Here is a 26028-nt window from a genome sequence, read left to right as displayed (position 1 = left end):
TCAGTATACGACCAGTTCATGTAATACGTCTGTTTTTGAGATCATTCCTTTTGGAACTCCCTCAACTGTAACAATTAGCCTGCCGATGTTGTGATCATCGAACATTTTCACAGCATCACTAAGGGACGATTCACCGTCTATCGTGATAATGCTCTTTGTCATGATATCCTTTACTTTGAGGTTGATCTTGCCACTTGCAAGAGTTTCCCCGATATCCATAAAAGTTGCTATGCCTACGATCCTTCCATGCTCTTCTACCGGAGCACCATGGACCTTATTTTTGATAAATACGCGTGCTGCTTCCTGAATGGTTGCGTTTGCATCGACAGAGATCGTATCTTTCTTTATATAATGTTTAACAGATTTCTTTGGCAGGGATACCATTTCGGTGATCTTGAACAGTAACAGATTTTCTGTATCATCACGTCCAACTACCTCACCCCTTACTATCAGACGGTTTACAGGTGTAGGTCCTACCTGGACACGGTCCCCTCCGGTGAATTCCTTGATATTTCCGAGCACTTTTAGTCTGCCACTGCACATTTCAGGATGCCTGACCGTTGTAAAACTGATCTCCGCAACAGTAGCTCCTTTGACAATATCCTCATTTCTGTATAGTGGAACTTCGGCTTCCTTGTCCATGGTTACAACATTCAGTGCTTCATATGCTGCACCTGTAGCACGATAACCGCCTTTTGGACCGGGTACACCTTCGACGAGTCCCAGCATTTTGAGTGATTGCATCTGGTTCCTTACGGTGCCGGGATTCCTGTCTATAAGCTCAGCGATCTCTTCGCCCTTTACTGCTGAGTCCTTCTGACGTTGAAGGTTGATCAATTCGATAATTATCTCTTTTTGAATAGGTGTAAGTTCCATGAGATCACCGTTTTCTTCCGATAAACTTACTCAAAAGAAGTATATATACATGTTGTAGGATTTGAAACGGATGATAATGAAAAATACATCTCAAGGAACAAAAATATATAGCTTATGAGAGTTTGAGCCTGAATATAAAGGTAAATATCATGATATTTGAGAAGATCCATACTGTCCCGACTTCGGATGAGCTTATAGACAAGGCATTTCGAAGAGCTACGCGTGCAAAAGCAGGCAAGACCATAAGGGACAAGGACAGTGGCATGAGGGCGCACGAATCAATGATCATGACATCCGGTAACATTCTCTCTGACAACCTGTCGAACATTGTCAGGCGTTTCCCGAATTTTGATGATCTTCCTGATTTCTATTATCAGCTCGCTGATATAGTGGTCGGTGTTGATGATCTCCGGTTAGCTCTTGGCTCGGTTGACTGGGCAAGTAACAAGCTTCATGACATCTCCAGGGAGTATGTTGGTAAGATCCGTAGTAGCAAGGATCCTGTTGCAACACGTAAAGAGGCGTTTGGCCGTATGGCATCTATCATGTCAACTGTGAGTAAGCATCTCATTTTCCTGAATGAAGCCCGCAATTTGCTAAGAAAGCTTCCTGATGTGCGCGATGAGCCTACCATTGTTGTGGCCGGCTATCCGAACGTGGGAAAATCCAGCTTTGTTTCAATGGTCACCGGTGCAAGTCCGGAAGTTGCATCATATCCTTTTACCACTAAAGGTGTTCTGATCGGTCATTTTATGCGAGGTCTTGAACGGTATCAGGTGATCGATACACCTGGTCTTCTGGACAGGCCGATGTCTGAACGCAATGATGTTGAAAGGCAGGCAGTAACTGCCATAAAATACCTGGATGCTGTTGTGCTCTTTATCCTTGATGCAAGTGAGACCTGTGGCTATGAGATAGAAGACCAGAAGCGCTTGCTTGATGAAGTTGTCCAGAACTTTGACCTCCCGGTCTATGTGGTGGCAAATAAATCTGATCATCCAAGGTTTGAGATGCCGGAATTTGTAGACATGAATATGTCCACTGCTACCGGTGAGAACATTGATTCCATCGTAGACAGACTTGTCGAAATGATCGACGAGAACAAAAAAGAAAATGAAGAGGATCAGTCTATCTTTGACTGATCAAAGCACTTTTTTCATGATCTCAAGTGCCCTGTTGATATCCTCCATGGATGTTGCATAAGAGATCCTTATATAACCGTCACCGTTCTGTCCAAAGGCAGTTCCCGGTACTACTACAACACCGTTAGATATCAGTTTTGCAGCAACTTCCGCACTGTCATCCACCTTTGGGAATATGTAAAACGCACCTTTTGGTGCTTCACATTCCATCCCCAGCTCATTCACACCTTTAACAAGTACGTCCCGGCGCTTTTTGAACTCATCACGCATTTCAAATACCGAGTCCTGTGGTCCGGTGATGGCTGCAAGTGCAGCTTTTTGTGCAATTGAGTTGGCACATGCCTGTACGTACTGGTGAACTTTCAGCATCTGTTCCGTATACTCCTGATTGGCAGCGGTATAACCTACTCGCCATCCGGTCATGGAGTATGTCTTGGAAACTGCATTGATGGTGATAACATTATCAGTGAACTGTGCAGGACTGACGTGTTCCCCTTCATAGATGAAGTACTCATAGACCTCGTCAGAAATGAGAGTTACATTATGGTCGTCTGCAATATCTGCATAAGCCTTTATGTCGGCCTTTGAAAGTACTCCGCCGGTAGGATTGCATGGGGAGTTAACGATAATTGCTTTTGTTTTCGGAGTGACCCTCTCGAGTACGTCCTCCGGTCTCATGGTCAGGTCTTCCCCGAGTGGAACTCCGACCACTTTTCCTCCCATGAATCCCGTTAGTGCATTGTAGGATACAAATCCCGGATCTGCGATCATGACCTCGTCACCGGGGTTGACAAGTGCTGCAAGGGCAATCTCGAGTGCTTCAGATGCTCCGGATGTAACTATGATGCCGTCCGGGCTGACCTCGAATCCATTGTCCCGTTCGAACTTGCGGCTCAATGCTTCTCTTAACTCTACAATACCTGATCCGTAGGTATATCCTGTAAAGCCTTCATTAATAGCATCGATGGCTGCCTGCCTTATATGTGCAGGTGTGTCAAAATCGGGTTGGCCAAGGCCCAGGTTGATAGCATCTGAACCGGCAGCTTCGAACATCTTCCTGATGCCGGAGATATCCACATCGAGAACCCTTTGTGCAAATTCTTTGGAACCCATGGTAAGTCCTCTTCACTCAAGTTTGGCGTGACGTGATTTCAGATCGTCCTCGGAAGCTCCGGTGATCGAGATAAGTTCTGCTACCAGCGCATCCAGGAAAACAGCAGATGATATCTCAAAGGATGTTCCAAGCGGTGTGAGGTGTGAATATTCTCCACGCATATGCCTTTCGAGGTAGCCTCCGACATCGTTCTTTGTTCTTCCTTTGATCTCCATGGTGGTGTCAGAAAGATTGCCAAGTGTCGAGTTCTTATCTGATGTTACTGTGATAAGTTTTGCACCGATCTCTTTTGTGATCCTCCCAAGGTCTGAGATCGATCTTGTTTCTCCTGATCCTGAGATTGCAATTACTGTATCTCCTTTACGGACTGCAGGAGTAGTTGATTCTCCGACCACATAGGATCTAAGGCCAAGGTGCATCAGGCGCATTGCGAATGCTTTTCCTACGAGACCGGAACGACCTGCACCCATGACAAAGATGCTGTCGGCTTCCAGGATGTTTGCTATCATTTGTCGGATGTCTTCCTTGTCAATGCTTTCGGCTACACTTTCGAGATGATGTGCCATAAGCTCAATGGATGAGATCAAATGTTCGCACTCTGTTGAAGATATTATATCTTTCATTAACTATATTCCTCCCGTATTTCAAGGGCAAGTATCAGCGCTTACCTTAGTCTTTGTATATAATTTCTTTTATGTTCCATCCTTCTATCTTTCTGAATTCATCTGAGAGCTTGGTAATGTCCGAATCGTCGCCGTTCCAGTAGATGTCCAGGCTGGCATCATCGGTCTTCAGTTCTTCGATAATATTCTCTGCCAGATGGAACAGTGCTTTGTTGCTATGGAATGGCACATTGAACATGGCGCGATATCCATTATCTGCTTTAGCATATGATACCAGTACATATCCATTGCTTTCATAGTTGGTTATGGAATCAAAATCACATATAAGCTCGGTTTCGTAAACTGCTGATTTATCTACTTTTGAGATGGCAATAAGGGTCTGGCCTACTACGACATCAGGGGTCTGACGGCCAAACCATACCGATATCTTACCATAAGTGCAGACCACGTTCACGTCATCACTTCCCATCTCATAGGATGAAAGGGAATGTACCGGGACGTTGGTCCTGGATCTATCGTAAGAGTTTTCCATTAATGTACCACACGGTTATTTGTTTGACACAATTGCACTTATCATGTCGCGATCTTTTTTCAGTGTTTTTAACTTATTTGCAGGACCAATTACAGTAAGCCGGGTGCGTACTACGTTCTTCTTGAACAGCTTTCCGATCAATGAGCTATCTGTCTGTGAAGGGTAGCTCTCCATTTCAATACCTGCAAAATCATCCGGCTGGATCTGTGTCATGGTCATTTCGATAAGAGTTGCCTCCTCCTCCGGGGTAAGTCCTTTCTCAAGAACAAGGATCTTGCCACTCTTGACCTCGTCTAGAATAAATCTGATCTTCTCAACAGGCGGCATCTTTGCAAGCCTGTCCTCCGAGACCAGATCCATTTGAATACCCTGCATTGCAATCACCCAAACCTCTTAGCGATCTCGTCATAAAATGTATCTATGTTCTTTCCTTCAAGAGCTGATATTGCTACCATTGGATGCTGTGGGAATGCTTCTCTTATTGTAGTAGGGGATGATTCCGGCAGATCGACCTTGTTAGCAACTATCAACAATGGCAAGCTTCTTGCTTCCATGTTGCCTATGACAGTTACGTTGACCTGTGTGTAAGGGTCTTCCGTAGCATCCATCACAAGGATAACTCCGTCAAGGTTCTCCAGCCATTTCACAGCTTCAATAACACCTTCGGTAGCTTCCTTTGCTCTTCTCTTGGATTCTGCTTCATTCATACCCTGTTCCATGAACTCATGGAAATCGATCTTAGTAGCAAGACCCGGGGTGTCAATGATATCCAGACTGATGGATCCGCCGTTCGACTGTATGGTCACACCTTCTCGACGCCTTGCACGACGTGTTTCGTGAGCAATGTGTGAAACAGAACCCATTGCGTCACCGGTCCAGTCCCTGACTATCCTGTTTGCAAGAGTTGTCTTTCCGGCATTAGGGGGGCCATATATTCCTATCCTTGCATTCTTTTTGTTAAACAGCTTTTTGAAGAAGTTTGAAAAATTTTTCCTAAATGATCTTATTACGCCCATCAAATCCCTCCGACTTAGAACGTGACATCCATTCAAATCTATGATGAGTGATATTACTCATGCCTTATAAATAATCGCTTGAATTCAATTCGATCCTTTTACATCTTAATATCTCACTGTATCATTATTTTTTCTGGACAATTGCCATTGACAGATTGATCGCCAATTCTGCAATATTGGCTCCGTACTCCCCAATCCTGTCGATACTGTCTGCCACGGTCCCCAGGGCCACAATAGCTTCAGGAGATTCAAGGTCAAGAAGCGATGCGTTCAGGTCATCGATCCTCACTTTTGTACCATCGACCTTTGCGATGACCTGATTGGCAAGATCTGTGTTCTGGTTGTATAATGCGTCAATAGCATCTTCCACCATGTTGCTCGAAGTTGTGCTGGAGCTTTCGATAAGTTTCATGGTCTTGTCCGGGATCTGTGTATTCAGTGTGGATGCAGTTTTTGCTATCTTGAGTGCGTGGTCTGCGATACGTTCCAGCGAACTTGCAGCAAGGCGCAGGTCATGGTACTCGTCAATTGTAGTTTCTGATGTGTCTGGAAGGCGGCTTCCCCGAAGTACCGTCCTGAACTGCTTCGAAATAAGCAGGAAAAGCCTGTCCACTTCGTCATCACGTTCGATAACATCAAGCGCAAGGTCCTTATCCTGATCTTTCAGTGCCTGCATTGCATCCTTTAACATTGAATTTGAAATAAGGAACATACGTCTGACACTTTTCTTGATCGAAACCTCATTTGGGTTTAGCAGGTCCTGGATAAGTACAGAATTTGCGGTCTCCTCGATGATCTCCGGACCCATGAGCTTGTAACAGACATTCCTTATGATCTTCTTCTGCTCAGCCTGTATTCGGTTGCCCCTGATCTCTATCATGTCAGAGCCCGATAGGTATGCCGCTATCAGGAGGCGTACCAGTTCATCTCCTACGCATCCGTTAACATCAATGACATTCTTTTTTTTCGGGTTCTGGGTACTTCCTTCGGCTGCAATATTGAGAGTTCCATCTTGCTGCGGTTGGAGTGTTACCTGTGAGCCGGTTGTAATTCCGGCACGTTCGGCCCATTTCTTTGGCAGGGATACTATGTATGTGGAACCGCCGGTCTGCTGTATCTTTCTGGTTTCGATAAAAATCACCTATATCGACACGTCATTCTATATATTGGTATATAGTATGACACTCATATATAGCTTTAAGGCACAATCCAGTCAATCAATAAAAAAATCTTTATGAATTGCATGGTCTGTTGATATAATCATCAATATCCATACTTTCCAATGAGAGGTACAAAAATAACTCCCCCCCAAACCTCGTAGCTGACATTGCCTTCTATGTCCTTTCTCACGACTACAAGTTGCTGCTCGCCATTGCCAACAGGGATCACCATTGTGCCTTCCGTTGCCAGCTGATCAATAAGCGGCTGTGGAACGTCCGGTGCTGCAGAGGTCACACTGATACGGGCATAGGGTGCATGTTCAGCTAGGCCACAGGACCCATCATCCTGAAGAACGGTGATATTCTTATATCCTGCTCTTTTGAGGTTCCTTTCTGCAAAATCGGCCAGTCCGGGTATACGTTCCACTGTATAGATGTGACCTTCATCCCCTACAAGTTCTGCCATGACAGCAGCATTGTAGCCCGAACCACTTCCAACTTCCAGGATCTTCATTCCACTGGAAATATCCAGCAGTTCACACATGATCGCGACCATGTGTGGTGCCGAGATGGTCTGGTCATGCCCGATAGGAAGCGGCATGTCCATATATGCAGAGTCCTGCAGTTTCTCCGGTACAAAAAGGTGCCTTGGGACGCGCATCATCGCGTCAAGGACTCTGTCACTGATCCCGTTGATCTTCAGGGAATCTATCAGTATCTTTCTTCTCTCTTCGAACTCCATGAAGTCTTTGCCTCTCCCCATCCTCTTTTATGTGCTTCAGTAGCAAAGATACGCTTGATATATTTAGCAGGAACACGATCTCCTTTACGGGACTGGAATCCTCCATCCCTGATCTTGATCTTGGTTATGTGGAAATCCTTCCTTTCAGCATTGTAGTTCTGGCCTACAATGAACTCAAATTCTCCGGGTACTCTTTTTTCCACAGAAGTGGATCCGTTGCGGACCTTTATTGATATCTTTGTGGTAACTTCATCTGTGGCACGTCCCCATATAACATCGACATTCTCGATCTCCTCCCGGTCTAACCGGCGGCCGCCTGATTCTATCGCAGTGACAATGATCGGGTAGACCTCATCTGCTTCCTCATCATCTACCACAAGTTCGTCATCGATATAGATCATTTCACCGGCGTCGATATTTGTGTGAAGTGTGAATGAAACGTCATCCTTGCTGACGATAACCTTAACTTTAACGGGCTTTTTTTCTTCGATGGTAGCGGGATGCACTGCTCCGCATTCGTGGCATTGGACTACAGGGTTCTGTCCTGGTCTCAAAACATCATGTCCCACTGCTTCCTTTGGTGAACACATTGGGCAAACTACTATTACTTCCTCTGTCATGGTCTCTGTCCATATGATTGTTGGGGGTGTGTATAAACTTAACCATGAGGAAAGGTCAGTTCGTTGAAGCAGCGTGTGCAGCAATGAATTCGCGAATAAGTTTTGCACCGAGGATCGCGGTTTGGCCGCTGTCATATTCCGGTGCGATCTCCACCACGTCGAAACCCGCTGACAGGGGGGCTAGTCCTCTGACAATGTCCCGTACCTCTACAGAACTAAGGCCGAATGGTTCCGGTGTTCCCAGTGCAGGCGCATATGAAGGATCAAGGGCATCCATGTCCAGTGACAGGTATATGCTGTCGCAGTCAAGGTATTCCTTTATTTCCTGAACAAGTACTTCAGGTCCCTTGTTGCTGACATCTTCAGGTGTATAATAACAGATGTCGTTCTCTTTTGCGAATTCCCATTCTTCCTTTGGGCCACTTCGTACCCCTATGGTCACATAATTATCAGTGACCTCGTCAAGTATATGTCTTGACACGCAGGCATGGTTGTACTTCACACCTTCAAATTCGTCGCGAAGGTCAAAATGTGCATCCAGTACGACAACTCCAAAGTTACCCTCTGCATTTTTCGCACAGGCTTTGACACATGGCAGGGTCAGTGAGTGTTCTCCTCCCATCATTATGGGTATCTTTCCTTCATCAGTGATCCCGATGACATCCAGATATAGCTCACTAAGCACATCATCGACCAGAACTCCTGCCTCGAAGTTCCCGGCATCGTGTATGGGAATTTCGGCAAGGTCAATATCAAAAAAAGCGTTATAACTTTCAAAGTTTGCAGAGGCACTCCGCATAGCATCCGGAGCCCATCTGCTCCCGGCACGAAATGAGGATGTACGATCAAATGGTACTCCAAAAAGGACGTATCCGGCAGATTCGTAATCTGCCAGCGCATCCATCATTCCAGGCCGGTAGAACATAATATCCCTTAAAAGGGGGTTTATCTAAGGTCGATCTTCATTTTGCCCATGGATGTAAGGTATGTGATATCTCCGCCTTCAATGACCCTGTCCTTGAACTGTTCAGGGATCGTAAGTTCGAATGTGGAGTAATCTTCCATGTCCATGAGTTGAGCAATGTCTCCTGAAATTGATAGTACCTGTGCTGTTTTACGTTCTACGATAGGTACGTATGTCTTAGCGGAAACTGAGCTTATAATGGAACGCTTCTGACTGTCGAAGAGACCAATTACCTCGATCCTTGCCTTTGCGGAACCATGCTTACCTGGTTTTGATTTTGTGATGCCTTTGATCACACATGGCTCATCATCTACAAGTACGTACTTACCTTCTTTAAGTTCTTTAACCTCTACCTGCTGTTTCATTTATGATCCTCCTGTCACTCGTAAAAAAGCGTCAAGTTTTTTATTAATGGATAAATCTGTGCTTATAATTCTACGTTCTGTATAAGAAGTTAACGTATAAAGCCTTTCAAATGGATGGATGTTTCAAAAGTATTTAAAATCCTGTCCTTCCGCTAGCCCTTTTAATCAATTTTCTTTTAAAAGTCCAAGTTCTTCAAGCTTTCTTTTTGAAGGCTTTCCATTTTGATGCCAGTCCCGGAAGTGGTAATAATCAGACAGAACGCCCTCGAACTCCTTCTTATCGATAGCATCCTTTCCAAAGAACATTTCAGGCAGTGTATCATTTTCACCATCAAAACCTGCCCTCATATTGAACATCCTTTCATTTTTCATCCCCTGGTCATTGTTCAGCTCAATTTTATACAACCAAACGGTCACTTCATCTCTTTGAGAAGTTCGTTCTCAAGCCTCTGCCTTTTTTTGTGATATCGTAACCATCCAATTCCAAGATATCCTGAGATCCCAATAGCTATCAATATGGTTATGACTATGAGTGGATAGGTAGTTTCTACAAGAAGGGGGTTCAAATTCTCCCTTTGCCCATAGGTAGGATACATTATGTCCCGTATGTCATTGCTATGCCCAAGTCCAAGAGCATGCCCAAGTTCATGGGTGACAAGTTGCTCCATATTGGCATCGCCGTATTGCTGCCAGGAAAAACCTCTGTAATCCCCAACCTCCAGGACGATGTCTGCGTGGACGTATCGTCCATTAGCGATCATGGGTCTGCAAAAACCGGCAACCCCTTCCTCTGCACCAGTGACCTTTTCCATGTTCTCCACCCACATGATATAAATATCTGCATCGGAAGTGTTGACAAGTTCAAAAACAGGGGTATAGCTTAGTTTCCCGTTTCCCCCCTTCTCCCAATATTCCATGGCATTGACTACTGTAGCCGGGTAAGAAGGGCTGTAATGGGGGGGGGTGTTCTGCTCATCTATATATACTGTAATTGGGGAATGGTCCCATGGTTCTTCTAAGAATTTAGGGTATTCCTTTTCACCTAACAGGGCGGATCCCGGAGTTACAAGCGCGATTATGAGCAGTATGGTGATTATTGTTGTCCTGATGTTCATACGCTCTCATTCGTTGCAAGGTTCATTGTTACATTAGACTTTATTTTCAAAGGATATGTCTTTTTTGGGAGGTTACAAATTCCGGAAGTTAATTGTATACTTTGTACCTGAACTTCCATCAATACGGATGTTACCCTGGATCTGTTCCACAAGTTCATTTACCAGCTTCAGCCCAAGTGTATCTGTTTTTGATATGTCCTTTACGGGAAATCCGATGCCGTCATCTTCTACCACAAGGGTGAACTGATCGTCAAATTGCCGGGAACTAATGGAGATAGTCCCTTTTCCATCCGGGAAAGCATACTTGAAACTGTTCATGATAAGTTCATTTAATATCAGTCCCAGATGTCTTGCGTTATCAAAGCTCATGAGAATATCTTCAGATTCGATATTCATATCTATGAACTCGGTCTGGTGATTGTTCATGTGGTGCAGGTAATTTACCACATCATACACATAATTGCGGAAATTTACTTTTCCCCTCTCCTTTGAACGGTAAATTTCCTCATTGGTAATTGCTATTGAATGCACTCTATCCCTGCTTTTCTCGAACGCTCTGACCACCTGTGGATCCGTGAACTTGGAAGACTCAAGGTCAAGAAGGCTGGAAATGATCTGGAGATTGTTCTTGATCCGATGATGTATCTCTTTCTCGTGGATCTCCTCTGCTTTGATCAGTGCCTCTTCAGCTCTTTTCCTGTCAGTTATGTCTTCTCCTGAGCATAAGACACCTATGACCTCATCTCCTCTGCCATGTAGGAGCGAGTTGTGCCACTGTATCTCTCTCTCCTCTCCGTCCAGTCTCAGTAGTGGGGTTTCGAAGCTTTCCGGACCTTCTGTATTTCCGCTAGTGAACTGGTAAAATTTCTGAATTGCCTTTTCCCTGTACCTTTCCGGTACAAGTGTCTCAATAAAGTCTGCTCCGAGCAAAGAATCATCTTTACAACCGATGATCTCACATCCTTTTTTATTTATGAGCTGGATCTTTCGGTCAGTATCGAAGACTGTGAGCATAACTCCGGCAATGTCCAGGTAATTGTGTGCAAGGTTGCGTTCAGATTCGTTCTTTTCATTAAGCTCCTTTATCTTCAGAAGTGATCTGATCCTTGTTTTGAGCTCCAGCTGATCAACAGGTTTTGTGAGGAACTCATCAGCACCGGCTTCAAATCCTTTAATACGATCTTTCCTGTGTGAAAGGGCGGATACTATTATTACAGGTGTGAATTGGGTGTGGGGATCATTTTTCAGTATATTGCAAACTTCGTATCCTTCCATATCAGGCATCATCACGTCTAGCAGAACAAGGTCTATCTCTTCTTTTTTGATAATATCAAGAGATTCTTGTCCATTGTAAGCAGTTATTACCTCATAGTCAGGAAACAGGTAGGCCTCCATCAGTTCTAAGATCTTCTGATTATCATCGACAACCAGTATTTTTGGTAAAGCATGTTCCTGCAATCTGGGTACCGTCCTGTGGATCAAGTTGTTTTATCAAAGGACACCTAATAACACAACAAGTTTCCTTTGCTAAACTTGTATATATAGTAAACTATTTTCTTCCGGCATGCACATGTTTTTGAATGGTATGGTTTCTGCCTTTTCTATTTTCGGCAGGGTCATATCATGCAGGAAACCTTGAAATATCTTGGTGAAATCTTCACCCTATGCATAAGATCATTATTATCCTGTTACTCCTAAGTTCTATCCTTTCACTATCAGGGTGCGTTGGGCCTGATGAAGCAGTTTCGGAGCGAACTGTCACTTTTGCAAATGTGACGGAGGTAATTGATGGGGATACATTTGTCATATCCACTGGTGAGAAGGTCCGTCTTATCGGGGTGGATACTCCTGAAAGAGGAGAGCCATATTATCAGGAAGCAAAGCAGTATATGGTCGATAACCTTTCTGGAAGGACGGTCAGACTTGAAGCAGATGTGAGCGATACGGATCGATATGGACGTCTGTTAAGATATGTCTGGCTTGATGGTAGTATGGTGAACAATGATCTGGTGCTTTCAGGACTGGCGGTTTCAAAAACTTATGGGCCGGATACATACTATCAGGGTCAGCTGGATGGATCAGAATCCTATGCAAGGGAAAAGGGCGTAGGGTTATGGTCTGAGGGATCCTCTCAGGGAACAGCAAAGACCATTATCTCGTATCTTGATGCAGGAAGATATGTGGGGCAGACAGTAACTGTTGAGGGAACTGTGGTCCGCACGGCAAGGCATGATGGGAATGGTATTATTTACCTCAATTTCCATGATCCGTATGATGGGTATTTTACTGTAGTTATCTGGTCGGATGATTGGGACCGATTTCCGCAGAGTCCTGAGCTTTACTATGATGGTAAGCATGTGCTGGTGACCGGGAAGATAATTGAGTACAAAGGCAGTCCTGAAATAATTGTGCGGGATCCTTCTGAAATTGTGATCGTAAGTGACTGAAAAGTCATTTTTCTTTTTTAGAACATAAGATTAATAATTGGTTATGTCGAATCATACTCACATGCAAAAAAGCATAGCTGTGGTTTTTGATAGTGCAGGTACTCTGTTACACATGTATCGTGTGGCAAAGGATATCGGTAGTGGGAACATTCTTACGGGTGTGGAAAGCACTGACCTGGTAGCACAGCGCAAAGGTCGTGCACTGATAGTGCTTCATACGGAGCCGGCTGTGATCCTTGGTGTTGACCGCAACATGCGCGTTATTGATTTTATTGATGATCATGGGATAGCTATTGATATCAGTTGTGCAAGTATTCCTTTTTCTTTGGACGAAGCTTATGATATAATCAAGGATAGTGATATTAAGGTAGGGGATATCCTTCAGGTGGTCGATGTGGTGAAGGTCCATTGCCCTAAAATATTCTATGTGGCAGCAGGCATAATCGTTGACAGCAATGATCACTCTGTTCCATATGTGCTAAGTACAGGAGGTCGCATGTTCCATGATACTAAGGATACTGTCGGTCAATTGAAATCACGAGGGGTGGATGTCTATATTGCATCAGGTGACAGCCGACGAAATCTCAGGCAGCTTGCGGAATGCATCGATATACCTATGGGGCGAGTTTACGATATTGCCACTACCCGCGAAAAGGCACGTATCATCCTTGACCTGAAAGAGAAATATGACAGTGTTATGATGGTTGGTGATGGCCTTAATGATATTCTTGCTTTAAGGGCTGCGGATATTGGCGTTGTAACCCTTCAACAGGGGGATGAACGCCCTGAAAAACTGGAGAGATCTGCAGATATGGTGATCAGGGATATCGGGGAAGTTCTGGATATAGTTGATTCTCTGTAATGCAATTTCTACTGTTGTCTGAATGCGTTATTGCTTCGTTTGATATTGTTTTAGAATGTTAACGGTGATATGCCGATGCGTTATGTTTATGTACTGCATTATGTAATGCAGATATGTCTGTTAAGGATAAATTCTTAATAATATTTCAAATCCAAATATAGTATAAGCGACACTTTAGCGGTTTTGTACAGAATGTACAAATCTGTTAAGTAGCATAAAATATCATATAACAAATAGGTACTTACGCTCAGCCAATATCGGAGGAAAGCAAATGTCATTGTTCATTGAGGTCAAAGACCTTACTATATCTTATGATGGTGTTAATGTTCTGAAAAACATCAATCTTAACATCAATGAAGGTGAAGTCATTGGAATTCTAGGTCGAAGTGGTGCAGGAAAGACTATCCTGATGCACGCTTTGAGGGGAGCCGAGGAATATGAGAATATCTCCGGTTCGATCATCTATCATCTGGCACGATGTGATAAATGTGATCATATCGATCCTCCCAGTAAGGTCGGGGAGCAATGCCGTCATTGTAAGGATGGCGTGATGAAATCATTCGATGCGGACTTTGTTGCATTGTCCCTTCATGCTCATGAACGTAGAAACGTTTCTAAAAGGATCGCTATCATGCTCCAGCGTACGTTTGCACTGTATGGTGATGACCAGGTCGTTGCAAACGTCATGAACTCTCTTACCGAGATCGGTTACAGTGGTAATGATGCTATGTCAAGGGCAATGGAGCTTCTTGAGGATGTACGATTGTCCCATCGTATGATGCATGTTGCACGTGACCTGAGTGGTGGGGAGAAACAGAGGGTAGTGCTTGCAAGACAACTTGTAAGAAACCCCATGCTGCTTCTTGCTGATGAACCTACAGGTACCCTTGACCCAAGGACTGCAGATGTTGTTCACGATGTCATTGAAAGGGCTGTTAAAGCTTACGACATGACCCTGGTCATTACATCCCACTGGTCGGAGGTTATCGAGGAGCTTGCAGATAAGGCCATCATCCTCGAAGATGGCGTGGTCGTCATGGAGGGTGATCCTCATGATGTTTCCACTGAGTTCATGAAGATGGTCTCACACATTGAAAAGAACGAGAATGTCGTTCTTGGTGAACCTATTATCGATGTCAAGAACCTTGTTAAAAAATACATCTCTGTTACCAGGGGTGTCGTACATGCTGTCAATGACATCTCTTTTGATGTAAAGGAAGGGGAGATCTTCGGTCTTGCAGGTACCAGTGGTGCGGGAAAGACAACCACCTCTGAGATCCTCATGGGTATCGTGCAACCTACAAAAGGCGATATTCACGTGCGTGTGGGCGATGAATGGGTTGACATGACCATTCCGGGCCCCGACAACAGGGGTCGTGCTACCAAATACATGGGTATCCTTCATCAGGAATACGGACTTTACACTCACAGGAGCATTATTGATAACCTGACAGAGTCTATTGGTATCGACCTCCCGTACGAGCTTGCAGTGCGCAAGGCAATAAAGACACTTATTGCTACCGGTTTCTCTGAAGAGAAGGCAAAATCGATCCTGCCAAAGATGGCCGATGATATAAGTGAGGGTGAGAGTCACAGGGTTGCTCTTGCACAGATCCTTATGAAAGAGCCGACCATTATTGTGATGGACGAACCTACAGGTACGATGGATCCGATAACTAAGATCGAGGTTACAAAGTCCATTCTTAAGGCACGTGATGAGATGGGTGACACATTCGTTATTGTGTCACACGATATGGATTTCCTGCAGGAGGTATGTGATCGCGTTGCACTAATGAGGGATGCTAAGATAATAGCTGTTGGTGAGCCCAATGACGTTCTTTCCCAGCTTACAGAGGAAGAGCGTGTATCTGTTGCTCAGGAAGCATAACTTTAAGATTTAGCTTTCTCTATTAAGTAGTGGAGGCGGTATTCCTGAGCGGCGAGATTAGTGTTGAGGTCAATGATAATCGGGTAGCATTGCCCCCGGGTTCTACTCTGGGGGATGCTATTAAAGTATCGGAAGCTCCTTACAGGGAAGGTACCGCTATAGGTATCCTTAAGAAGGACGAAGGTCGCAAAAGCGGTGCTATAATAGATTATGTTGTGAAGACCTCGAAAGGGGACTTCAGGATAGAACTGGAAGGCGATTCATCATCTGCTGATGTATGGGCGGATAATTTCAACGAATATGAGGGTACAAAGGTTCGATGGGATTCCAGGGATGCAGTGGCATTTGGTCCCTTCAAAGCTGACATTGTACCAACTCATTCTTTATTATCACTAAACAAATATGATGTGGTGTTCGGAGCCGGTGGTCTTGATCCGGATAACACTCACATGATAATTGCACTGGAGGACCATTCTTCGGAATATGGTACTCCGGAAGATGGTATTTTTGGAAAGGTCGTAAGTGGGATAAACATCCTGTCCGAGCTTGGCAGTGGTGACAGCATAATTAACATTGAGCCGGTACTGGAATGGGTGGAGACCGGGGAGCACATATGTACCACTGACCTGAATACGGTCATCGAGGATGGTTCCAGGATCTTCACCTACATAGAGGTCGAGATCCATCCCGAAGCACCCGAAGGTGCAGAACATTTCTTTGCGTTGACACGCGATGGTACCTTTGATGTGGAATTTGTTTCAAGTTCTTTTATTTCTGATCATTCATTGCATGGCGAGATGTGCAAATTTGAGAATTTTGACCCGCGGACAAGAGGTTCGGTATGGGTCCGAACTGTAGGTTACGGGACTGGAAAGGTGTTCATAGCTAAGGATGACAGGCCTGCAAGTATCATGCATTCGGTTGTAGGACATCTTTCTCATGGAATAGAGCTTGTCCAGATGGCAGAGGCCGACCAGAAGCTAATGGTGAAGACATCTCCTGAACCGATCTGGCTCTTAGGCCTGTCCTTTAAGGAAGCAGAAGAGAAGCTTTCAGCTCTTGGCATTGAGCTTGTAAAGCAAGGTTATACTGAAGATGATGCTGTTATCGTTGAGCAGAAACCTGCACATAGTATTGATGTTTTGAAGGAAGGAAAGGTAGAAGCTGTAGGTGTTCCGGATTCAAAGCTTGTGAGCGTTAAACTTTATGATGAACTTGCTCCCAAGACGCTTGATTTCTTCAGGCATGCCATCGATCTTCAGTTCAAACCGGTTGGTGCACTGCCCATTATGATGACGTATGAGAATACTTACATCTTCAAGGCAGAGAAAGCCGCTGAAAAATACAAGGAGATCCTTCCTGAGAACGTTCCTCAGGGTAAGGTTGTAGCTGGTGAGCTTGGCGTTACTAACCAGGCAGCAAAAAGACATGGTATGGTCGGTGTGAAGCTTGAGGACGACGACATGTTCGGTCCCACGGGTGAGAAGTTCACAAGTACGAATATCATAGGCCGCATTCTTGAGCCTGAAAAACTTAAGGGCATGAAGGACGGGGATGTAATGTACGTTATTGAAGATACAGGAAGTGATCAATGATGGGTGAAGATACTGAGGATAACATTACCAAGATCGTTGTGATAAGTTCTGACAGCGTCCTGCCAATGGATGCTGCTATGAGGGTGTATGAGTCCGAGGACGCCATTACCATCAAAGAGACCTGTTTCGGAACAATGGTGAATGGTCCCAGAGATGCTGTTAACAGGGTTGTGGAAACTCTCCGCTCCATGGACCGTAACCATATATTTGTTAAGGACAGGGGCTTTAAGCCTGGTGCGGAAGTAAGATGTCGTGCAGGAAGAGGCGGTGGTCCAAGACCTGGTTTCCATTTCCTGAGGGAAGAGGTGAGCATGCTTCCAATGATAGGCAGGGCACTGGATGAGTATGATGCCGGTGAGCCGCTTGAAGAAAAGGAAGCTCCCCAAAAACTGGATGTATCGAAGTTGAAGAAGATCATTGATTCAGAATTATGAGGTGTTATTTTGGCAAAAGTTATCATTTATCCAACAAACAGCCTTATCCTTTCCGACATGGTCGAGAGATTCGGGCATGAGCCTCTTGCTATGATGGAAAAGATACGCGAGAAGATCACTACAATAGGTGTGGATTCCCCTCCTTTGAACATAACTCCTGAGGGACCAAAGCATGGTCTGAAATATGCAGCGGTAGAAGTTCCGGCAGGTGTCAGAGGCAGGATGTCCATCATTGGTCCGCTTATCGATGTCGCGGAAGCTGGTATCATTGTCGGTGATGCATCCATAAGCTTTGGCTGCATGGGTTGCGCTCGTACAAATGAGCTTACAAAGTTTCTCATAAGGGAGAAGGACATTCCTGTTCTTGAAATACAATATCCTCACACGGAAGAGGAAGGGAAGGCTTTCGTGTATAATATAGCAGAGTTTCTGAAAGCCCTTCCATCCGGGGGTGATGATGAATGAGTGAAAAAGATAAGGTATTGATAGCACTTGTTTCCTGTGGGAGCGAGTATGCAGGTGTCCAGAAAGAGCTGGAAAGTGCTGCAAGCACCTTGAATGCAAAGCTGGTCTACCCTGAGATGGATGTTGCATCACTTGATACGATAGGGATGGAATTCGGGCTGGAAGTCGCAAGTCCTGACCTGAAGCTTATGATGGCAAGGGCAAAGGCAGTAGTTGAAGGCGTTGCCAAAGTCGATGGTGTGTTCGTGACATCATGTTTCCGCTGTGCAGAAGCTGCTATTGTCAGGAATGAGATCCGCAGGTATATCTTCCAGAGTTCAGGCCTCCCTGTTATCAGTTATTCATTTACGGAACGTACTACGGCAGCTACTCTCCTGACCCGTCTGGAAGCACTTACTACTATTGCAAGAAGGAAGCACCTCCTTGCAAGGGAACATCAGGTCGGCATAACTGCTGGTGTTGACTCCGGTTCAACTACAACTAAGGCAGTTGTTATGAAGGACGATGAGATCATCGGTGAGGGCTGGGTCCCGACCATCAAGGTTCTCGAAAGTGCGGATACTGCTTTACAGCAGGCATTGGATCAGGCAGGGTTGAAGAAAGAGGATATTCAGGCAATAGGTACTACCGGATACGGTCGTTTCCTATTGGGTGAGCATTTCAATGCCGATCTTGTGCAGGAGGAGATCACCGTAAACTCAAAAGGTGCTGTCTACCTTGCAGACAGGCAACAGGGCAGTGCAACAGTTATCGATATTGGTGGAATGGACAACAAGGCCATATCTGTACAGGACGGTATTCCCGGCATGTTCACAATGGGTGGTATCTGTGCCGGTGCTTCCGGTCGCTTCCTTGAGATGACCTCTAAGCGTCTTGGTGTTGAGATCACAGAACTTGGTGACCTTGCTGTCAGGGGTATGCAAAAGAATGTGGAAATGAACAGTTACTGTATCGTTTTCGGTATCCAGTCCCTTGTTAATTCCCTTGCCAAAGGATCAATTCCCGAGGATGTCGCTGCTGCAGCCTGCCATAGTGTGGTCGAGCAGATATTTGAGCAGCAGCTTCAGGAAGTTGAAGTAAAGGAACCCCTCATCCTTGTGGGTGGTTCTTCCCTTATTGCAGGTGTTCCCAAAGCTCTTGGTGATCTTTTGAAGATCGATGTCCTCGTGCCTCCGCATTCACAGCTTATTGGTGCTGTAGGTGCAGCACTTCTGGCATCCGGTTATGTAAAGGGGTGATCTTCATGGAACCCCTTGAGATATTCATTGTAGAGACCGCCGAGCCTTCTGAGGCTAAAGCATACGAAAGCATCATGAAGGATGTTATCTCGGAGCTTGCGTTTGTGAGGACCATTGGTAGGATCAAAGTGAGGATAAGGCCTGAGGATTCATTGTTCATGATGGCGATCATCCTTCGTAGAGGTCTTCCTCCTGTAAAGGCGAAGGAGATCTCTGAGACTGAGATCGACAGACCCGGATCAAAAGTTCTCATCACTGTAACGGATGAGAAGACGATCCCTCAATTCCTCGAAAAACTATGGGCACAATTTGGAAGAGCGAATGTAATACAGCCCCAGAGGAATCTGATCGAGGTTATTTCTGATGATCTGAAGGCAGCCGAAGATTCCATCGGTGATATCATTGTGGATGATCCGGAAAAGTCTCTTCGTGAAAGACTTGCGGATATGGCAATACGTTCCACTCCAGAGGGTTTCAGGATACGTTATCACTCTCTTGATAATGGCAGGTTCATATTTGTGGCATCAGAGGATACAATGCAACAGGAATGGATAGACGAGGCTCGCGTAATGCTTGAAGAGTTGACAGGAGATGATGTTAATGGCAGCAGTGCTTGAACCATATATCTATGAAGGCGGTATCCACAAACACAGCCTTATCCTTGAACTTCTGGAAGACCTTGGTGGTTATCTTGTGCAAAAGACGCCTGCTTCCACAGAAGTGACCCTGGTCATGCTTATCCCGAAAAAGGATGTCCCTCTTGTGGAGGAGCTTTGCAAGAAATTGCTGGGTACACTTACTTCTGCCCCTCTGACAGGTACTGAGATCGCAGTGGTGTCCCCGACACTTGCTTCACATCATCTTCCACATTCAGCATGTGATGTTGCGGAGTACCTGCGTCGTGGAGGTGCGAACACCAACATGATAGGTCTTGCAAGGGGAATGGGGAGAAGAGTAGCACTTTCTGCAGATTATGAAAGGAGACTTATCAATGAGCATGATGTTGCTGTGTTCTCTTTCGGTACTTTCAAGGATTGTATAATCAACAAGAAGCCAAAACTCTTTGAAGGGATCGACATTCCCATAGTGGTTTCCGGTGGACCGGACCTTAAGACGGAGGATGTTCCCGGGGCTGACATGTATGTGGGAGGCATTGGCAGGGTTGCCCACAGGATGAGAAAAGGTCCTGAACTTGATGCAATGGACGTGCTTAGTGAAAAGGTCGGTGAGATCATAAACCTCAAGAGGGAGATAATATCAAAAGATCCGCTGGTTGTCCTTCCTGCAAGGCTGATGAAAGAAGTACAGGAGCAAGTTCCTGATATCCATGATGTTCTGACTCCTGCACCAATTACACTTCAACTCGATGGCATGAGGATCAAGTTGCCTTTTGAAGAATATCACGAAGCTATTGGCAATATTGAGTTCGATGAAGGTTTCAAGCTCTCGGATATTGCGAACATTACCTCTTCAAAGATGAAAGACTATGTCCTTATAAAGATCAAACGCAGATCTGAGGTAGGATCAACAATTTAATAATATTGTACATTAGTGAGGGTCATTATGGAGATCGAAAAGATCAGAGAGATCGTGGAAAAGGAGCCTGATGAGGCGGTTTCAGAGATGCTGGAAGGTGTCAGGGAACGATATGGTGAGGTCCCATATATCCTGAACTTCATGAAGGATATGCCTGACCTTCTGATACCAAAAGTGATGTATGACAATTCCATCATGAGGGAATTCGAAAGACTTGATCCCAGGACCATAGAACTGATATGTATCGGTGTCTCTTCGGCTATTCGCTGTGATCACTGCATGAAGATGCATATCCGTGTGGCACACCGGCTCGGTCTTACAAAAGAAGAGATATTCGATGCTGTCCTGATCGGTGGTGCAATGTCAAACGCCTCTGTTCTCGCAGAAGGTACTAGGGCTCTCGATCTTGAGTTCAATGGTTCAAAGCCTGAATGCGATGAGGATTGTGATGTCTGTAACATCGGTCCTGGTAATAACGGCAATGGCTGTAAGGTCAACAATGAAGATTAATTGTCATTGATATACCACGAACAAAAAATGAGTATCAACAACTAGTGATGTCTACTTTGACAGTTGACATCACTTTTCGTTATTTCTACTTTTTATCTTATCTTTTTATATCTTATCCCAGGATCGGTGTTCCTGAGAGCAGAGCGCCTGCAATGTATCCAAGGATCACTCCGCCATTTAAGAATGGTAGTCCTGCCTGCGGCTTTCCTTTCATGACGAAGGTGGTCAGTGCAAAGAACCCAACAATTGTTCCTATCATTGCTCCAAGAGCAGGCTGTGAGATCAATCCGGTGTGCTCGATGAAAACATTTGCTGATACAACAAGAACTGTGGGCATAACTGCATCCCCAAGGCCCATGAAGAATGCATCCCTTTCTCCTTCTGCTTTAAGGCTATCTTTTATGAAAGAATAGTTCAATTTCTTAGGGATGACGAACAGGATCGGCAGTTTCAGGTCCATAACTCCTTCTGCAAGATCGATCATGTGTTTTGTCTTGTAGACGGAAATGGCATCATATATTGCCAGCAGGCTCAGGAGTACTATGGCGGGGATTATCCCGAAGGATATTCCAAAAATAGAACTCGCAGCCGCTCCGACTATGATGCCTGTGACATCGATGACATACCATTCAGGGAACTTGTAGAGCAGTGCTGTCAGGGCGATTGCTAGTGGAATTGCCATTGCATTGCTCATTGCCTCGTTGAATCCGAGAATGAAGAACATTGGATAAAATCCATAATAGACGGTTGCTGCCACTGCAAGCAGTATTGTGAGCTGTATGATCCATTTCATGTTCCTTTTGATGGCCATAAGCAGCAGGAACGTGAATACAAGTATGAATCCGATATAGTATAATGAATTTGCTGTGGATTCGGGATTTTCCACAGCCCTCATTCCCAGGTCCTCCATAGGAGATGCCAGGAAAAGTGCTAAGGACTGTACCACCAGTATCAATCCGGCCATTACGAACATTGGCACGTAATCCCTTAATGTGTCTTTTTCAGAACTCACAATAAATACTCCATTTATATCAAAAATTCTCTGGAATTCTAAATATCTGCACAGTATTTAATAGTATGTAAGAATTATAATACGTATCATCAGCAAAATATTGCTGCAAGCATTTGTAAATGAGGTAAAATGATGGATACTCGGGACATTGTATTTTCACTTGTGATGGTTGTATCGTCCTTTGTGCTGACCTATGAATGGTTGGGTAGGTTCAAATATAGTCCTGCAAACTCTCTGATCATATTGTCTGCTATTGTCATGGTAGGTGCATTGGCTGCTATGATCCTTTCTGTGGATATAAGGCTTCGCAGGATCGAAAAGAGGCTGGATGAGAAGGAACGTTCTCTTCGCATAAACGTGCAGAGCATTGAAAGTTCAATGGATAAGAAGATGAACGAAGTTATCACTGTGGTAGATGAAGCAATGGATACAATGAATAGGAGAACATATCGTTGATCTCCTATCTTTCTATTCTCTTGTTTGGTTGAAATGGTTATTCGGAGAACTTTGTCTATTTATTGCACCAGTCGACAGATGCCGTAAAACATATTAATATGGCCGGTATTATGTGAACAGTATTAGATTGCTAGACTTTATTAGATTGTTACGTTATAGGGGATTGCGTATATGCGCATTAATTTAGAACCGATCGGCATAATCAAAAAAGCTGGGAAATATTCAGAGGTCCTTATATACTCTGAATTTGAACAGGTTGTAAAAAATCTTGTTTCTAAAATTGGTAAAAATCCTGTTTGTGGTCAGGAACTACTGATAGTGCATAAGAACGGTAAAGGCGATGATGTACATCAGGTGGAAGTAACTAAAACAACAGTTCTCGACCGTGTAGGGAATGTCCTCAAGGTTGGCAAGATCAATGCACATGATGATTCAGTAATAGATGTGCGGATCGATGTCAACGAAGATATTTCAAGACATGACTGATCTTTTTTCAATTATAAGGGAACATGGGTACGGATATTGGAGATCTGCTTCTGAAACATACCGTTGAGATAGCTGAGCTTTCAAATAAGGTCGTTGCTATTGATGCCTACAATACACTTTACCAGTTCCTGAGCATAATCCGGCAACGTGACGGTACCCCTCTGAAAGATTCAAGCGGGCAGGTAACATCCCATCTTTCAGGCATCCTTTACAGGTTCACAAATCTCATAGAGAGTGGTGTCAAACCAGTGTTCGTGTTTGATGGCAAGCCTCCTGAGTTCAAATCCGGTACTCTTGAGAAGCGTCACGAGATACGTGAAGCTGCAAGTGCAAAATGGGAAGATGCCAAAGCACAGGGTTTTGAGGAAGAAGCATATAAGTATGCCCAGGCCTCATCAAAGGTTACAAAGGATATCATTGAGGATTCGACAAAACTTCTGGAGCTAATGGGCATCCCTTATGTGAAAGCTCCCTCCGAAGGAGAGGCTCAGGCTGCCTATATGGTACGTAAGGGAGATGCGGATCTCATCGGTTCGCAGGATTATGATTCCCTGCTCTTCGGGGCGCCTTCTGTTGTACGGAACCTGACAATAACCGGCAAGAGGAAACTCCCTCGCAAGAACCTCTATGTGGACGTGAAGCCGGAGATCATCTCTCTTGAGGAAAGCCTTGAAGGGCTTGGTGTGACACGTTCACAGCTCATTGATATTGCCATGTGCATCGGTACTGATTACAACCCCGGGCTTGAGAACATCGGTCCTAAAAGGGCCCTTAAATTTGTGAAAGAACACGGTAGCATCGAAGGTGTCCTGTCCGAAACCGGCAAGGAGATCGAGGAGCTTGATGCTAAAAAGGAGTTCTTCATGAACCCTCCGATAACTGATGATTATGAGCTGAAATGGAAAAAGCCTGATCGTGCCGGGATCATTGATTTCCTTTGCAAGGAGCACGATTTTTCGGAAGATAGGGTAAATAAGGCACTCGACCGCCTTGAAGCCAGCATGGGTGGCGGGCAGAGTACCCTTGACCAGTGGTTCTAATAACAGCAGTTCTAATTATTCTTTTTTTATCAGGGAATGCCCTGTCATCTCGATTGGCTGCTTTATGTCCAGGATGTCCAGGATGGTAGGGGCTACATCCGAAAGCTTTCCCTTTGAAAGTGAGATTCCCTTCTCTTTTGTGACATACACGAAGCGAACAGGGTTGCTTGTATGTGCAGTGTGGACGTGTCCTTCCTTTGTGGAGTGATCGATCATCTTTTCCGCATTTCCATGGTCTGCCATGATCATGGCTTCTCCTCCCCTTTTTAGGATATGGTCAATGATCTTCCCAACACATTCGTCAACTGCTTCCACTGCTTTGATGGTAGCTTCCATTATTCCGGTGTGTCCGACCATGTCCATGTTTGCCAGATTCAGTACGATCACGTCATATGCATCGGAATCGATCCTTTTGATGAGCTCCTCGGTGACTTCGTATGCACTCATTTCAGGTTTGAGGTCATAGGTGGCGACCTTTGGCGATGGGATAAGGCATCTCTCTTCCCCCTCATTCTGCTTTTCCACACCTCCATTGAAGAAGAAGGTCACGTGGGCATACTTTTCTGTCTCTGCAATACGCAACTGTTTGATCCCCGCCTTGCTGAGGACCTCTCCGAGTGTGTTCTTAAGTTCCTCTGAAGGGAATGCAATGGGTACTGTCAGTTTCTCATCGTATTCGGACATGCATACGTAGTGAACATTAGGGCGCACCTTGCGTTCGAATCCTTCGAAATCCTCGTTGACAAAGGCATATGTAAGCTCTCTTGCACGGTCAGGCCTGAAATTGAAGAAGATCACGGAATCATTATCCTTGACTGTGGCAACAGGTTCTCCGTTCTCATCGACGATCACCGTAGGTTTGATGAACTCATCATCCTCATTTCTTTCGTAGCCTTCTGAAACAGCGGATACCGGGTCTTTGGACTGGGATCCAATTCCCTGAGTGATAGCATCGTATGCTGCCTGTACACGATCCCAGCGGTTATCTCTGTCCATTGCATAGTATCTTCCGGCGACTGTCGCTGTTCTTGCACATCCTGTGGATTCGCAGAGCCTGACGTGTTCTTTCATGTCCTCAAGAGCAGCTCTTGGTGGAACATCGCGACCGTCAAGGAATGCATGTATGTAGATCCTGTCAAGTCCTTTGTTCTTCGCAAACTCAATGAGTGCACGCAGGTGGTTCATATGGCTGTGTACCCCTCCATAAGAAAAAAGTCCCATCAAATGAAGGGCTGAACCTTTCTCCTTTGCATTATTGATGGCTTCCAGCAACACAGGGTTCCTGAAAAAATCCCCGTTCGCAATATCCCTGTTGATACGGGTCAGGTCCTGGTATACAACACGCCCTGCTCCTATGTTCAGGTGGCCGACCTCAGAGTTACCCATCTGCCCTTCAGGAAGTCCGACATCCTCTCCTGATGTAGTGAGTAGTGTATCAGGGTACTCTTCTACAAGGCAATCAAGGTTGCTGGTGTCAGCCAATGCTATGGCATTTCCTTTGTCATCGGGTGAGTATCCCCAGCCGTCCAGTATCATCAGAAGAAGTGGTCTTTTTGTGAATTTCATGGGGTGTAGAATGTCCTGATGATAATTAAATGCACGGATTTTACATTATGGTGCTGTTTTAACTTTCAGCCGAGAAGTCCCCCTTCCGTAAGGTGGGGGATGAAAGGCGTACTATCCGCATACAACATCATTTTACAAAACATTGATATATTGTTAAAACATATAGTATATTGATGCTTAAAGCCTACAAATATCGACTGTACCCCTCTGAATCCCAAATCGAG

Annotated in this window: 31 protein-coding genes; 15 read left to right on the top strand and 16 right to left on the bottom strand. The window is 44.9% G+C overall.

What is annotated here, in order from left to right; genetic code table 11:
- Nucleotides 1–876 carry a CBS domain-containing protein gene (locus BMX02_RS11240; protein ID WP_091690842.1) on the bottom strand — a complete coding sequence of 292 codons (876 nt, stop codon included), beginning with the start codon at nucleotides 874–876 and terminating at the stop codon, nucleotides 1–3.
- Between the two features lie 149 nt (nucleotides 877–1025).
- On the opposite strand from BMX02_RS11240, the gene BMX02_RS11235 reads away from it, so the two are divergent.
- Nucleotides 1026–2018, top strand: a complete 993-nt coding sequence (locus BMX02_RS11235) for an NOG1 family protein (RefSeq protein ID WP_177165272.1) — start codon at nucleotides 1026–1028, stop codon at nucleotides 2016–2018.
- On the opposite strand, the gene BMX02_RS11230 is transcribed toward BMX02_RS11235, so the two are convergent.
- The 13 genes from BMX02_RS11230 to BMX02_RS11170 form a co-directional block, all read right to left on the bottom strand.
- Complete coding sequence (locus tag BMX02_RS11230) at nucleotides 2019–3131, bottom strand: pyridoxal phosphate-dependent aminotransferase (protein WP_091690840.1); 1113 nt, start codon at nucleotides 3129–3131, stop codon at nucleotides 2019–2021.
- 12 nt (nucleotides 3132–3143) lie between these two features.
- Nucleotides 3144–3755, bottom strand: a complete 612-nt coding sequence (hxlB, locus tag BMX02_RS11225) for a 6-phospho-3-hexuloisomerase (RefSeq protein WP_091690838.1) — start codon at nucleotides 3753–3755, stop codon at nucleotides 3144–3146.
- A gap of 46 nt (nucleotides 3756–3801) precedes the next feature.
- Nucleotides 3802–4287: a hypothetical protein gene (locus BMX02_RS11220; RefSeq protein WP_091690837.1), complete on the bottom strand. Its 486-nt coding sequence runs from the start codon at nucleotides 4285–4287 to the stop codon at nucleotides 3802–3804.
- 15 nt (nucleotides 4288–4302) lie between these two features.
- Entirely contained in the window at nucleotides 4303–4662 is a 360-nt protein-coding gene (locus BMX02_RS11215) for a DUF2073 domain-containing protein (RefSeq protein WP_091690858.1), read from the bottom strand.
- 5 nt (nucleotides 4663–4667) lie between these two features.
- Nucleotides 4668–5303: an Era-like GTP-binding protein gene (locus tag BMX02_RS11210; protein WP_091690835.1), complete on the bottom strand. Its 636-nt coding sequence runs from the start codon at nucleotides 5301–5303 to the stop codon at nucleotides 4668–4670.
- 124 nt (nucleotides 5304–5427) lie between these two features.
- Nucleotides 5428–6444, bottom strand: a complete 1017-nt coding sequence (locus BMX02_RS11205; protein WP_342210511.1) for a phosphate uptake regulator PhoU — start codon at nucleotides 6442–6444, stop codon at nucleotides 5428–5430.
- 122 nt (nucleotides 6445–6566) lie between these two features.
- Complete coding sequence (locus BMX02_RS11200; RefSeq protein ID WP_245725357.1) at nucleotides 6567–7226, bottom strand: protein-L-isoaspartate O-methyltransferase; 660 nt, start codon at nucleotides 7224–7226, stop codon at nucleotides 6567–6569.
- Nucleotides 7175–7825 carry an HVO_0476 family zinc finger protein gene (locus tag BMX02_RS11195; RefSeq protein ID WP_091690832.1) on the bottom strand — a complete coding sequence of 217 codons (651 nt, stop codon included), beginning with the start codon at nucleotides 7823–7825 and terminating at the stop codon, nucleotides 7175–7177. Before BMX02_RS11195 ends, BMX02_RS11200 begins: the two co-directional genes overlap by 52 nt.
- A 55-nt stretch (nucleotides 7826–7880) precedes the next feature.
- Nucleotides 7881–8750, bottom strand: a complete 870-nt coding sequence (gene speB, locus BMX02_RS11190) for an agmatinase (RefSeq protein WP_091690830.1) — start codon at nucleotides 8748–8750, stop codon at nucleotides 7881–7883.
- Nucleotides 8751–8770: 20 nt separating this feature from the next.
- Nucleotides 8771–9154, bottom strand: a complete 384-nt coding sequence (locus BMX02_RS11185; RefSeq protein ID WP_091690828.1) for a translation initiation factor IF-5A — start codon at nucleotides 9152–9154, stop codon at nucleotides 8771–8773.
- 165 nt (nucleotides 9155–9319) lie between these two features.
- Nucleotides 9320–9559: an aldehyde ferredoxin oxidoreductase C-terminal domain-containing protein gene (locus BMX02_RS11180; RefSeq protein ID WP_091690826.1), complete on the bottom strand. Its 240-nt coding sequence runs from the start codon at nucleotides 9557–9559 to the stop codon at nucleotides 9320–9322.
- 8 nt (nucleotides 9560–9567) lie between these two features.
- Complete coding sequence (locus BMX02_RS11175; RefSeq protein WP_091690825.1) at nucleotides 9568–10269, bottom strand: matrixin family metalloprotease; 702 nt, start codon at nucleotides 10267–10269, stop codon at nucleotides 9568–9570.
- Nucleotides 10270–10341: 72 nt separating this feature from the next.
- Complete coding sequence (locus BMX02_RS11170) at nucleotides 10342–11751, bottom strand: response regulator (RefSeq protein WP_091690823.1); 1410 nt, start codon at nucleotides 11749–11751, stop codon at nucleotides 10342–10344.
- 182 nt (nucleotides 11752–11933) lie between these two features.
- On the opposite strand from BMX02_RS11170, the gene BMX02_RS11165 reads away from it, so the two are divergent.
- The 10 genes from BMX02_RS11165 (at nucleotide 11934) to BMX02_RS11120 (ending at nucleotide 21244) form a co-directional block, all read left to right on the top strand.
- Complete coding sequence (locus BMX02_RS11165; RefSeq protein WP_091690822.1) at nucleotides 11934–12716, top strand: thermonuclease family protein; 783 nt, start codon at nucleotides 11934–11936, stop codon at nucleotides 12714–12716.
- Between the two features lie 61 nt (nucleotides 12717–12777).
- Nucleotides 12778–13578 carry an HAD family hydrolase gene (locus BMX02_RS11160; protein ID WP_091690820.1) on the top strand — a complete coding sequence of 267 codons (801 nt, stop codon included), beginning with the start codon at nucleotides 12778–12780 and terminating at the stop codon, nucleotides 13576–13578.
- Nucleotides 13579–13849: 271 nt separating this feature from the next.
- Nucleotides 13850–15466 carry a methyl coenzyme M reductase system, component A2 gene (atwA, locus tag BMX02_RS11155; protein ID WP_091690819.1) on the top strand — a complete coding sequence of 539 codons (1617 nt, stop codon included), beginning with the start codon at nucleotides 13850–13852 and terminating at the stop codon, nucleotides 15464–15466.
- A 29-nt stretch (nucleotides 15467–15495) separates the two neighbouring features.
- Nucleotides 15496–17061 carry a methyl-coenzyme M reductase-associated protein Mmp3 gene (gene mmp3 / locus BMX02_RS11150; RefSeq protein WP_091690817.1) on the top strand — a complete coding sequence of 522 codons (1566 nt, stop codon included), beginning with the start codon at nucleotides 15496–15498 and terminating at the stop codon, nucleotides 17059–17061.
- Entirely contained in the window at nucleotides 17061–17495 is a 435-nt protein-coding gene (locus BMX02_RS11145) for a methanogenesis marker 6 protein (protein WP_091690856.1), read from the top strand. The genes mmp3 and BMX02_RS11145 overlap by 1 nt, the downstream gene beginning before the upstream one ends.
- Nucleotides 17496–17504: 9 nt before the next feature.
- Nucleotides 17505–17960, top strand: coding sequence for a methanogenesis marker 5 protein (locus BMX02_RS11140; RefSeq protein ID WP_091690816.1), 456 nt, complete (start codon nucleotides 17505–17507; stop codon nucleotides 17958–17960).
- The gene (locus tag BMX02_RS11135) at nucleotides 17957–19198 is read left to right on the top strand and encodes a methanogenesis marker 15 protein (protein WP_091690814.1); all 1242 of its coding nucleotides are present in this window, start codon (nucleotides 17957–17959) and stop codon (nucleotides 19196–19198) included. The genes BMX02_RS11140 and BMX02_RS11135 overlap by 4 nt, the downstream gene beginning before the upstream one ends.
- A 5-nt stretch (nucleotides 19199–19203) precedes the next feature.
- Entirely contained in the window at nucleotides 19204–19815 is a 612-nt protein-coding gene (locus tag BMX02_RS11130) for a methanogenesis marker 17 protein (RefSeq protein WP_091690812.1), read from the top strand.
- Nucleotides 19799–20734, top strand: coding sequence for a methanogenesis marker 7 protein (locus tag BMX02_RS11125; RefSeq protein WP_091690811.1), 936 nt, complete (start codon nucleotides 19799–19801; stop codon nucleotides 20732–20734). Before BMX02_RS11130 ends, BMX02_RS11125 begins: the two co-directional genes overlap by 17 nt.
- A 27-nt stretch (nucleotides 20735–20761) precedes the next feature.
- Nucleotides 20762–21244, top strand: coding sequence for a carboxymuconolactone decarboxylase family protein (locus BMX02_RS11120; protein WP_091690809.1), 483 nt, complete (start codon nucleotides 20762–20764; stop codon nucleotides 21242–21244).
- A gap of 112 nt (nucleotides 21245–21356) precedes the next feature.
- On the opposite strand, the gene BMX02_RS11115 is transcribed toward BMX02_RS11120, so the two are convergent.
- Nucleotides 21357–22256 carry a presenilin family intramembrane aspartyl protease PSH gene (locus BMX02_RS11115; protein WP_091690808.1) on the bottom strand — a complete coding sequence of 300 codons (900 nt, stop codon included), beginning with the start codon at nucleotides 22254–22256 and terminating at the stop codon, nucleotides 21357–21359.
- Nucleotides 22257–22385: 129 nt separating this feature from the next.
- Here BMX02_RS11115 and BMX02_RS11110 point away from each other — a divergent pair, with 129 nt between their 5' ends.
- The 3 genes from BMX02_RS11110 to fen all read left to right on the top strand — a co-directional run bounded on the left by BMX02_RS11110 (nucleotide 22386) and on the right by fen (nucleotide 24238).
- Nucleotides 22386–22712: a hypothetical protein gene (locus tag BMX02_RS11110; protein ID WP_342210512.1), complete on the top strand. Its 327-nt coding sequence runs from the start codon at nucleotides 22386–22388 to the stop codon at nucleotides 22710–22712.
- A gap of 171 nt (nucleotides 22713–22883) precedes the next feature.
- Nucleotides 22884–23198: a hypothetical protein gene (locus BMX02_RS11105; protein ID WP_091690805.1), complete on the top strand. Its 315-nt coding sequence runs from the start codon at nucleotides 22884–22886 to the stop codon at nucleotides 23196–23198.
- A gap of 23 nt (nucleotides 23199–23221) precedes the next feature.
- Complete coding sequence (gene fen, locus BMX02_RS11100) at nucleotides 23222–24238, top strand: flap endonuclease-1 (protein ID WP_091690804.1); 1017 nt, start codon at nucleotides 23222–23224, stop codon at nucleotides 24236–24238.
- Between the two features lie 15 nt (nucleotides 24239–24253).
- On the opposite strand, the gene gpmI is transcribed toward fen, so the two are convergent.
- Nucleotides 24254–25804: a 2,3-bisphosphoglycerate-independent phosphoglycerate mutase gene (gpmI, locus tag BMX02_RS11095; protein WP_091690803.1), complete on the bottom strand. Its 1551-nt coding sequence runs from the start codon at nucleotides 25802–25804 to the stop codon at nucleotides 24254–24256.
- Between the two features lie 173 nt (nucleotides 25805–25977).
- On the opposite strand from gpmI, the gene BMX02_RS12410 reads away from it, so the two are divergent.
- Nucleotides 25978–26028 (top strand): helix-turn-helix domain-containing protein (locus BMX02_RS12410; protein WP_143052433.1); only part of this gene is annotated, 51 nt, incomplete at its 3' end.

This window comes from Methanococcoides vulcani (assembly GCF_900111645.1).
Classification (GTDB): Archaea; Halobacteriota; Methanosarcinia; order Methanosarcinales; family Methanosarcinaceae; genus Methanococcoides; species Methanococcoides vulcani.
This window is presented reverse-complemented; position numbering and strand designations above follow the sequence as displayed.

Excerpts from the sequence above, each read along its gene's own strand:
- BMX02_RS11120 (WP_091690809.1), top strand. The coding sequence starts at position 20,762 with ATGGAGATCGAAAAGATCAGAGAGATCGTGGAAAAGGAGCCTGATGAG.
- BMX02_RS11240 (WP_091690842.1), bottom strand. The coding sequence starts at position 876 with ATGGAACTTACACCTATTCAAAAAGAGATAATTATCGAATTGATCAAC.
- hxlB (WP_091690838.1), bottom strand. The coding sequence starts at position 3,755 with ATGAAAGATATAATATCTTCAACAGAGTGCGAACATTTGATCTCATCC.
- BMX02_RS11220 (WP_091690837.1), bottom strand. The coding sequence starts at position 4,287 with ATGGAAAACTCTTACGATAGATCCAGGACCAACGTCCCGGTACATTCC.
- BMX02_RS11145 (WP_091690856.1), top strand. The coding sequence starts at position 17,061 with ATGGGTGAAGATACTGAGGATAACATTACCAAGATCGTTGTGATAAGT.
- BMX02_RS11135 (WP_091690814.1), top strand. The coding sequence starts at position 17,957 with ATGAGTGAAAAAGATAAGGTATTGATAGCACTTGTTTCCTGTGGGAGC.
- BMX02_RS11110 (WP_342210512.1), top strand. The coding sequence starts at position 22,386 with ATGATGGATACTCGGGACATTGTATTTTCACTTGTGATGGTTGTATCG.
- BMX02_RS11195 (WP_091690832.1), bottom strand. The coding sequence starts at position 7,825 with ATGACAGAGGAAGTAATAGTAGTTTGCCCAATGTGTTCACCAAAGGAA.
- BMX02_RS11200 (WP_245725357.1), bottom strand. The coding sequence starts at position 7,226 with ATGGGGAGAGGCAAAGACTTCATGGAGTTCGAAGAGAGAAGAAAGATA.
- BMX02_RS11210 (WP_091690835.1), bottom strand. The coding sequence starts at position 5,303 with ATGGGCGTAATAAGATCATTTAGGAAAAATTTTTCAAACTTCTTCAAA.
- speB (WP_091690830.1), bottom strand. The coding sequence starts at position 8,750 with ATGTTCTACCGGCCTGGAATGATGGATGCGCTGGCAGATTACGAATCT.
- BMX02_RS11130 (WP_091690812.1), top strand. The coding sequence starts at position 19,204 with ATGGAACCCCTTGAGATATTCATTGTAGAGACCGCCGAGCCTTCTGAG.
- fen (WP_091690804.1), top strand. The coding sequence starts at position 23,222 with ATGGGTACGGATATTGGAGATCTGCTTCTGAAACATACCGTTGAGATA.
- BMX02_RS11185 (WP_091690828.1), bottom strand. The coding sequence starts at position 9,154 with ATGAAACAGCAGGTAGAGGTTAAAGAACTTAAAGAAGGTAAGTACGTA.
- BMX02_RS11160 (WP_091690820.1), top strand. The coding sequence starts at position 12,778 with ATGCAAAAAAGCATAGCTGTGGTTTTTGATAGTGCAGGTACTCTGTTA.
- gpmI (WP_091690803.1), bottom strand. The coding sequence starts at position 25,804 with ATGAAATTCACAAAAAGACCACTTCTTCTGATGATACTGGACGGCTGG.
- BMX02_RS11230 (WP_091690840.1), bottom strand. The coding sequence starts at position 3,131 with ATGGGTTCCAAAGAATTTGCACAAAGGGTTCTCGATGTGGATATCTCC.
- BMX02_RS11165 (WP_091690822.1), top strand. The coding sequence starts at position 11,934 with ATGCATAAGATCATTATTATCCTGTTACTCCTAAGTTCTATCCTTTCA.
- BMX02_RS11175 (WP_091690825.1), bottom strand. The coding sequence starts at position 10,269 with ATGAACATCAGGACAACAATAATCACCATACTGCTCATAATCGCGCTT.
- BMX02_RS11235 (WP_177165272.1), top strand. The coding sequence starts at position 1,026 with ATGATATTTGAGAAGATCCATACTGTCCCGACTTCGGATGAGCTTATA.
- BMX02_RS11125 (WP_091690811.1), top strand. The coding sequence starts at position 19,799 with ATGGCAGCAGTGCTTGAACCATATATCTATGAAGGCGGTATCCACAAA.
- BMX02_RS11105 (WP_091690805.1), top strand. The coding sequence starts at position 22,884 with ATGCGCATTAATTTAGAACCGATCGGCATAATCAAAAAAGCTGGGAAA.
- BMX02_RS11215 (WP_091690858.1), bottom strand. The coding sequence starts at position 4,662 with ATGCAGGGTATTCAAATGGATCTGGTCTCGGAGGACAGGCTTGCAAAG.
- atwA (WP_091690819.1), top strand. The coding sequence starts at position 13,850 with ATGTCATTGTTCATTGAGGTCAAAGACCTTACTATATCTTATGATGGT.